Here is a 309-nt window from a genome sequence, read left to right as displayed (position 1 = left end):
CTCGGAGACGCAAAGTTCGGAAGAATGGGGACTGAGACAGCCGTCGCCCACGGGGCGACGGCTGTAACGACCTACTTGTCTGTAATTCCAAAAATTTCCAGCTGCTTGGGCGCGTCATCACTAGGCATCTTGATGTAAAATTGCCCCTTCTGATCGGCGACCTTCAAAAAATACTCCAGCAGACGAAAGGCATCCTTGGTAGCTTCAGTGATGGAATCCGCTCCCATCTGTTCGACAACCCGGTCGATCCTAGCCTTGTTCTGCTGTGACAATACGATGCTCAACCTCGGCTTCTTCTCGTCAGTTCTA

The 309-nt window shown here is 51.8% G+C and carries 1 protein-coding gene; it reads right to left on the bottom strand.

All coding sequences use genetic code 11. The features are described from left to right. Positions 1–71: 71 nt before the first annotated feature. The coding region (locus R3X27_RS25590; protein ID WP_317711736.1) for a hypothetical protein at positions 72–309 on the bottom strand (238 nt) is incomplete at its 5' end.

Source organism: Tropicimonas sp. TH_r6 (assembly GCF_033101155.1).
GTDB lineage: Bacteria > Pseudomonadota > Alphaproteobacteria > Rhodobacterales > Rhodobacteraceae > Tropicimonas.
The sequence above is the reverse complement of the archived record's forward strand: the minus strand, read 5'-3'. Positions and strand labels throughout refer to the sequence as shown.